Annotated in this window: 6 protein-coding genes and 1 pseudogene; 3 read left to right on the forward strand and 4 right to left on the reverse strand. The window is 67.3% G+C overall.

Annotated elements, in window-relative coordinates:
* Positions 1-69 precede the first annotated feature (69 nt).
* Positions 70-177: pseudogene (locus tag GUI70_RS06870) on the forward strand (GTP-binding protein); the annotation flags it as partial.
* Positions 178-220: 43 nt separating this feature from the next.
* Here the strand turns inward: GUI70_RS06870 and tnpB are convergent.
* Entirely contained in the window at positions 221-1,477 is a 1,257-nt protein-coding gene (tnpB, locus tag GUI70_RS06875) for an IS200/IS605 family element RNA-guided endonuclease TnpB (protein ID WP_237724755.1), read from the reverse strand.
* A 129-nt stretch (positions 1,478-1,606) separates the two neighbouring features.
* On the opposite strand from tnpB, the gene GUI70_RS06880 reads away from it, so the two are divergent.
* Positions 1,607-2,485, forward strand: a complete 879-nt coding sequence (locus tag GUI70_RS06880) for a CobW family GTP-binding protein (protein ID WP_161881581.1) — start codon at positions 1,607-1,609, stop codon at positions 2,483-2,485.
* Between the two features lie 12 nt (positions 2,486-2,497).
* Here GUI70_RS06880 and GUI70_RS06885 read toward each other — a convergent pair whose 3' ends face one another.
* Positions 2,498-3,646: a glycosyltransferase gene (locus GUI70_RS06885; RefSeq protein ID WP_161881582.1), complete on the reverse strand. Its 1,149-nt coding sequence runs from the start codon at positions 3,644-3,646 to the stop codon at positions 2,498-2,500.
* A 76-nt stretch (positions 3,647-3,722) separates the two neighbouring features.
* Here GUI70_RS06885 and hisA point away from each other — a divergent pair, with 76 nt between their 5' ends.
* Positions 3,723-4,466, forward strand: a complete 744-nt coding sequence (hisA, locus tag GUI70_RS06890; RefSeq protein ID WP_161881549.1) for a 1-(5-phosphoribosyl)-5-[(5-phosphoribosylamino)methylideneamino]imidazole-4-carboxamide isomerase — start codon at positions 3,723-3,725, stop codon at positions 4,464-4,466.
* A gap of 8 nt (positions 4,467-4,474) precedes the next feature.
* On the opposite strand, the gene GUI70_RS06895 is transcribed toward hisA, so the two are convergent.
* Positions 4,475-5,611 carry a nitric oxide synthase oxygenase gene (locus tag GUI70_RS06895; RefSeq protein ID WP_161881550.1) on the reverse strand — a complete coding sequence of 379 codons (1,137 nt, stop codon included), beginning with the start codon at positions 5,609-5,611 and terminating at the stop codon, positions 4,475-4,477.
* A 65-nt stretch (positions 5,612-5,676) separates the two neighbouring features.
* The gene (locus tag GUI70_RS06900; RefSeq protein WP_161881551.1) at positions 5,677-7,041 is read right to left on the reverse strand and encodes a hypothetical protein; all 1,365 of its coding nucleotides are present in this window, start codon (positions 7,039-7,041) and stop codon (positions 5,677-5,679) included.
* Positions 7,042-7,583 lie beyond the last annotated feature (542 nt).

A 7,583-nucleotide genomic window follows, 5' to 3' on the forward strand; every position in this document is an offset into this window, starting at 1 on the left:
CTGATCTTTCAGCGGCCTTTCATCCCTCGTGGGTGGGGCCGCTTTTTGTATTGCCCTTACCATGGCCAGATGATTGCCCCTGATCCGTCTGTCCCAGATGCTCCTGCCGATCCGTGCATTCCCGTCACCGTGATCGGTGGCTTTCTGGGCGCGGGCAAAACCACCCTGGTCAATCACCTGATCCGCGCTGCGCCGCAGCACTTCGGTGTCATCCTGAACCTCACACGACTGAAGTCGCGTGATTCTCACTTCGCAGACCGCTGCCCACCGAGGTGGGTCTTCTGCCATCTCCATGAGCGTTTAAGGTGTCCGCCATCCCGGCGGCCACCAGCCCTTCACGCCGGATGTTCAACGCGGCGTTCTCGTCCCGGTCGTGCGTCTCCCGGCAGTTCGGGCACCTCCACATCCGGACGGCGAGGTTCTTCACCTCAGGGTTCTTGAACCCGCAGTCATGACACAGCTGACTTGATGGGAAGTACGGACTGATCTTCGACACCAGCCGCCCGTACCAGAGCGACTTGTACTCGAGTTGCCGAATGAACTCTCCCCAGCCCGTGTCACTGATGCTCAACGCGAGCTGGCGGTTCTTCACCATGTTCACGGGCTTCAGGTGCTCGGTACAGATGACCTCGTACTCCCTCACCAGCGAGATGGTGAGCTTGTGAATGAAGTCCTGACGTCTGTTCGCCGTGGACCGGTGAATCCGGGCAAGCTTGGTTTTCGCCTTCCGGTACCGGACACTGCCTCTCTTCCGCTTGGACAGGGTCTTCTGGGCCTTCCTGAACTTCCTCAGGGCGGAACGGTAGAACTTCGGATTCGCATGATGATCGAACTCCCCGTTGCCACCTGTCACGATGGCAAACGCCTTGATGCCGACGTCCACTCCCGCGGCGAACTTCGCCGCGGCAGGAAGGTATGGAATCTCCACCTGGCACAAGACGGTGGCTTCGTAATGCCCTTCAACAACGCGCCGGACCGTGACATTCAGGATCTTTCCGTGGATGTCTGGCTGGCCCCTGGTTTTGATCCAGCCCAGCTTCGGAAGTTTCAGGCAGTGATCACCGATCTCGATGTTGTCGTTCGTGAACTGCGTCCGGTAGGCTTCGCCGGTCCGCTTCTTCCTGAACTTTGGAAAGCCAACTTTCCTGCCAGTCGTCTTCACGGTGCGGAAGAAGTTCTGATAGGCCTTCTCAAGGTCACGCAGGGATTGCTGCAGGGCAAACTTGTCGACCGCTGCCAGCCAGAGCGTACCTTCTGCGCGTTTGAGCAGTGTCAGTTCCTTGTCGGTGGCAGCGTAGGTGATGCTCTTGCCGTCCTGCCGGTAGGTTTCGATGCGTCGGGCGAGGAAGTGGTTGTAGACGAACCGGGCGCAACCGAGCGTGCGGTTGATCAGCTCAGTCTGAGTGGTGTTCGGGTACAGGCGGACGACGAAGGCCTTGTTCCGGATGGGGGGCGTGCTAGATTCCGTGGGCGTCACCTCCCTACAAGGTGTCTGCCACGCTCCCAGCCGTTGATCGCGACGTGGGAGCATTGCACGTTTAACCTACCACAGAATAAAGGCTCAGGCTTTGTGTCGCCCTTGCGGGCGAGAGGGACGTACCCATGACTGAAGTCACGGGCATGCGTCCCCCAGCCAGTCAACGAGTTCGGGGCGGTGGGCGTGGACGGCGGCCTGATCGAAGCGGTGCGGCCCGCAGACGACGGCCTCGACCTCACCGAACTGACGGCGGGTTGCCTGTGCTGCTCGGGCCGCGACGATCTGCTGCGGGCACTCGTCACGCTGGCCTTGCGCGAGGTCCGGCCTGCCCACGTGCTGATCGAGCTGTCGGGGTTGGCCGACCCAGTGCCGGTGCTGGGCACGCTGCTGGAGCCGCAGGTGCGCGCCGCCTTCCGGGTGGGCAGCCTGGTGGCGGTGGCCGACGCGGCCCAGCTCCGCCGCACCCTGGCCGAGTACCGCGAGGGGGCGCGGCAACTGGCCTACGCGGGTGTGGTGGTGCTCAACAAGGCTGATCAGGTCAGCGAGGAAACGCTCAGCGTCGCCGAGGACGCCGTGCGCGCCGTCAATCCGCTGGCCACCGTCATCCGGGCCAGCCGGGGCCAGATTGATCCCGGCGACTTGCTGGCCCGGCGCGACTTCGACCCCCTGCGCCTCCTCGATGCTCCATCCACGCTGCACACGCCGGGGCTAAAATCGCTGGTGCTGCGTGCCGATCGCCCGCTCGATCCCTACCGCTGGCACGCCTTCTTGCGCGAGTACATCCTGTCGCGCCCCGCCGAGGTGCTCAGGGTCAAAGGGTATCTGAGTTTTCACGATCAGCCGGGCCGCATCCTGTTTCAGTCGGTGCGCGACGTGTTCACGGCAGACCGGGTCGACAGCAGGCCGGGTGAGACTGGATTCACCGAACTGGTCATTATCGGGCGCGGGCTGGAGAAAACCGAGTACGAGTCGGCGCTGGCTGGGTGTCAGGTGGAGGTGCTGGGCTAGTGTTCAGCCGGGTCAGCGTCTCGCCAGCAACCCCTCGTAGATTTGCACCAGTGCCCTGGCGCGCACCCGCAGGTCGTACTGCTCGGCGCTGAGGCGGGCGGCAGCAGCGCGGCGCGGCAGGCTTTCCGGGTCCAGGGCGCTCAGCAGTCCCTCGGCCAGCGCGTCCGGGTGCGCCTCACGGATCAGGCCGTTGTCGCCGTGCGGCCCACTGTGAATCAGGTCCTCGGCGGCGGGGCTGCGGGCAGCGACCAGCGGCGTTCCGGCGGCCAGCGCCTCGATCATCGACATCGGCAGCACTTCCGAGGTGCTGGCGGTCACGAACACGTCGGCGGCGGCCAAAAGCTGCGGCACCTCGGCGTAGGGCAAAGCGCCGGTAAAGACCGTACCTGCCGGGGCCTGGGCTTCCAGTGCCGACTTCACCGGACCGTCCCCGACCACCAGGAGGCGTAATCCGGGGCGACGCTCGCGGGCCTGGGCAAAGGCCCGCAGCATGGTGTCCAGATTCTTCTCGGCGGCCAGTCGCCCCAGCGAGATGACCAGTGGGGCCGACTCTGCCACCCCGTAGCGGTGCCGGACGGCGGCCCGCACCTGGGGTGTGTCTGCGGCCCGAAACGCGCCGAGATCCACCGGGTTGGGCATCAGCTTCACGTCGCCGCCGTACCCGTAGAGCCGCAGCATCTCCTCCATGGCCCGGCCCGGCACCAGCACCTGGTCCACGCTGCGGGCAAAGGTCGCCACGTGCGAGCGCGTCAGGCTGCGGCTGACCCGGCGCGGGACCAGCGGCGCGTAGTGCAGGTACTGCTCGTACTGGGTGTGGGCCGTGAACACCGAGGGCGTCTGAAACCGCCGCGCCCAGAAGCGCGCCAGGATGCCCGGCAAAAACGGGTGCATGGTATGAAAGATATCGGTGCCCCTGAGTGGCAGCCCCGCCACCGCTGCCGGGTTGGGCCACAGCAGCACCGGGTAGTCGGCGGGCGTGCCCATGCTGGTGCTGGGCAGGCGGTAGACGCCCTCCTCGGCGGGCGGGCGGGCCGGGTGGTTGGGCGCATAGATGCTGACCTCGTGGCCCAGATCGCGCAGGCCCTGGGCAAACAGCGCGGTGCTGGTCGCCACGCCGTTGCGCGAGGGCAGGTAGGTGGTGGTCACGAAGCCGATACGCACGTCGAGACTGAGTGTAGCGCGGTCGCCCCCGTGCGCGTCCCTGCTCGCTCCTGCCCGCCGGGGTAGACTCCGGAACATGAGCGCTTCTGTGCCGCCGCCTGTGCCCCCGCCTTTTACGCCGCTCATCTTGCCGTGCGTGGACATTCAGCAGGGCCGCGCCGTGCGGCTCTTCGAGGGTGACCCTGAGCGCGAGACGGTGTACTTCGAGTCGCCTTTGAAGGCCGCTCAGCACTGGGTCTCGCTCGGCGCGGGCCTGCTGCATCTGGTTGACCTCGATGCCGCCACCGGGCGCGGCGAGAACGCGGCCATCATCGCCGAGATCGTGCAGCAGGCGGGCGTGCCGGTGGAAGTCGGTGGCGGCATCCGCGACCGGGCGCGGGCCGAGGCACTGATCGAGCTGGGTGTGTCGCGCGTGGTCATCGGCACGGCGGCGGTGGCCCGGCCCGAACTCGTCAGCGAACTGCTGACCGCCCACGGCCCCGAGCGGGTGGTGGTCAGCGTGGACGCACGCGGGCTGGAGGTCGCCACCCACGGCTGGGCGCAGGGCAGCGGTATCAAGGTGGCCGAACTCACCGCCGAGCTGGCCGGACGCGGTCTGGAAACCCTGATCTTCACCGATGTCAGCCGCGACGGCACCCTGCGCGGCCTGGATGCCGAGCTGATGGCTGAGGTAAGGGCGCTGTGGATCAACACCCTGATCGTGGGCGGCGGCGTGCGCGACCTTCAGGATGTGGCGCTGCTGTCGGCGCTCAAGATTCAGGGGGCCATCGTGGGCCGCGCCATCTACGAGGGCACGTTGCCGTACCCCCTGCCGACCTGAAGCTAAGTTCAGTGAACTGGGCAGGTCGCCGCGCTGCTGGGGTGGTCAAGAACAGGCACCTTTAAAAAAGCTGGGCGCACCTGCGCGTCCTCGCTGTACTGGCGGTGCCAGATCGGTGAGGTGGCGGGCGAGAGCGGCGCGATCAGCCAGCTCCAGCGACCCTGCACGGCCCGGTTTGCCCTAGCCTCCTTCTGCTCGAAACGCACGAAATGGCGCGAGACGCTGTGGTGGTCAGCCAGCTTGACGCCCGCCGCATCGAAGCTGTGCAGCACGGCTACGTTGAGTTCGAGCAGTGCCCGGTCACGCCACAGGCTGCGCTCGCGGCGGGTGTCCAGGCCCAGCGCCTGCGCTACGCGCGGCAACTGATCGTAGCGCTGGGCGTCGGCTAGGTTGCGCGCGGCGATCTCGGTCTGCAAGTACCAGCCGCTGAACGGCGCACAGTCGAAATGCAGTCCGCCCACTTCCAGGCGCAGGTCGCTGATGACTGGCAGGGCGTGCCATTTGAGATTCAGTGCCGCGAAGGCCGGGTAAGCAGGGTGCTGAAAGTGAACTTCCTGAATTTCCTGCAACCCCAGCGGGTACAGGTGAACGTTCCCGGCAGCCTCAATGGCCAGCGGCAGTACGTCGAAAGGACCCGGCTGGGCAGGCGGCTCCCAGCCGGAGCGGCGCAGCCGGGCCGTGAGGTCGGCGTTTTGCAGGTCTCCTTGCCAACCGCCACTTCCGTCAGGGTAAGCGGCGTAGCGGATGAGCTGGTCGTTGATGATCCGCACGCCGGGGCCGAACACACTGATCAGCGGCTTGATCTGCCCGCCGTTCCAGGCCAAGTGCAGGTGGGTGCGCAGTTCGGCGAACACCTCGTCCGGCGCGCTGACGTGGCGCAAATCGCGCACCCTGAGGGCGGGCCAGTAGGCGCGGCCCACGCAGCGCGCCGAGTTGCGCCAGGCGAGCTGCGCGCCGTGGATCAGTTCCTCGCAGCTGAGGCGGTAGGTGCCATTGAGCGCGATCTCTTTCTGCACTTGGCGCAGCCGGACGCGCAGACCGGGCCGCCCGGTTTCGGCGTGAAAGGTCCGTAGAAAGGTGCGGGCCTCAGCCCACAGGAATTCGGCGGCAGGCTGTGGCCAGACGAGGGCGGGTGCCTGCGACATACTTCAAAGCTTGAACGGTTCGGGCAGGCGGGATGTCCTGCGGTGACAGCATGCGCCGCCCCGCTTCAGAGGCGCGCGCCTTCCCGGCCCAGCAGCAGGGTCCCCAGGCCCCAGACGCTGCCGACGAGTGCCAGGCCCGCTGCCAGCGCGGGCACGCTCAGGCTGGCGCTGAAGGCCAGCAGACCCGCCAGCGGCCCCGAAACGTCCGGCAGCGCCAGCTGCAGCCGCCGCGCCACGCTGCGCCCCGCCGCCGAGAGGCTCACGCTCAGGCCGATGAGGGCGGCCAGGGCGCTCAGCACCCCCAGGCCCAATCCCGCCCCGATCCAGCCGAAAGAAAGCAGCATCAGGCCCAGCCCGCTGAGGCCCAGGCCCGCCAGGGTACCGGCCGCCAGGGTCTGCACCGGGGCGCGGCGCTGCCGCCGGGCCAGCCGGGTGCTCCAGCCGAAGGAGAGCAGCAGGACGCTGACGCCCAGCAGCAGCCCGGCCCCCAGCCAGCGTTCCATCAGCAGTTGCGGCGCGGGGTGGGTGGTGGTCAGCGCGGCCAGCGCGGCGCGCAGCGGGGTGTGCTGCAGAGCGTCCCAGACGGTAGGCAGGGTCACCACGCCGGTGATGGCCAAGCCCAGCGCGCCGAGCCGCTGCACCGCCGGGGTGGGCCTGGCCACGATCAGCCAGCTCAGCAGCGCCAACACCATCACGCCTGTCCCCACGCTCGGCGGCAGCGCGAACGGCGTGGCCTGGCTCAGCAGCCCCAGCGTTTTCTGGGCGGCCGGGTTGCCGCGCAGCAGCGTCAGCCCGGCGAAGGCCAGCACCACCCCCAGTCCGCCCAGCCCCGACGGACCGCCCGGCGGATTGAGCCGGGTGCGGCCCAGCGGTGGCAGCGCCTCCGGCTCGGACGCGGCTTCCGGTGCGGCGGTCACTGCAGGAGAGAGGGCCGTAGGCGGTGACGGCTGAAGCGCCGGCTGCGCTTCCTGGGCCACCCGCGCCGCCACCGCCCCGGCCAGCGAGCGCGGCAGCGCGGGCGCGGGCCACTGCCGCAGCAGCGCGCCCACTGTACCGGTTTCTGCCGCGTCATCGGCGATACGCGCGGCCACGACGGCCGCCACGGAGTGCGGCAGCCGTGGGCCGGAGCCGAGTGCCCGACTGAGCGCGATGGCCTGGGCAGTGGCGGCGGCTTGAGACGCGGGCAACGTGAGGGGCGCGGCGAGGGCGCGGCTCAGGGCGATGTCTCGCGCCACCGCGCGGGCCACCGGGTGCGGCAGTTCGGGGGCCTCAGCGCGGCGCAGACGCAGGGCAGCACGCTCCCAGCCCTCGGCCTCGGCCCGCTGCGCCGCATCGGCCAGCGCGCCGTCCAGGACGTGCTGCTCGTGCTCGGTTAGCCGTTCGTGGTCCTGGGCGCGGTGCCACAACTCGCGCCAGTCTTGCTGTGTCATCGTCTCACTGCTCTCCTCCCGCGCCCCACCCACTTCGAATATGCGCCCGCCATGCTCGTGCCTGGGCACGCCATCCCACTACAGGCGTTACGCGCTAAAGGGCCGCCGGGTTCCCGAACCCGTTCAAGCTTAAATGGTTCAGTGCCGAGCGGCCCAGTCGAACGTGGAAGCGACTTTCGGGTTGCCCTAGCTGTACTTTGGGGAATATTCAGAGCTGACTTCGAAGCTGTTCAGAACGCGAAATCGTGCCCAAAGAACATCGCTGTCAGGCGAGAACAGGTGCCAAGCGATCAGGGAGCACCTCCTCTGAAGCACCGCGATCGCCTGAACCCAGATTCGTGCGCTGCCTGATGCAGTGTCATCGCCCTCGAAAAATCAGGATTTTATCCTGAGATTTGAACAAAATGCCGTGCCAGACAACAGATGCATAGTAGAAGAATATCCCCAAAGCGGCTCTAGTAGTCCGTCAACTTAGGTTAGGAGGATGGAGTAGCGTGAGGCATGAAGTTGAAATACGTCGTGCAGTTAAACGATGAACAGCG

It is taken from the genome of Deinococcus alpinitundrae (assembly GCF_009982895.1).
Taxonomy (GTDB): Bacteria; Deinococcota; Deinococci; order Deinococcales; family Deinococcaceae; genus Deinococcus; species Deinococcus alpinitundrae.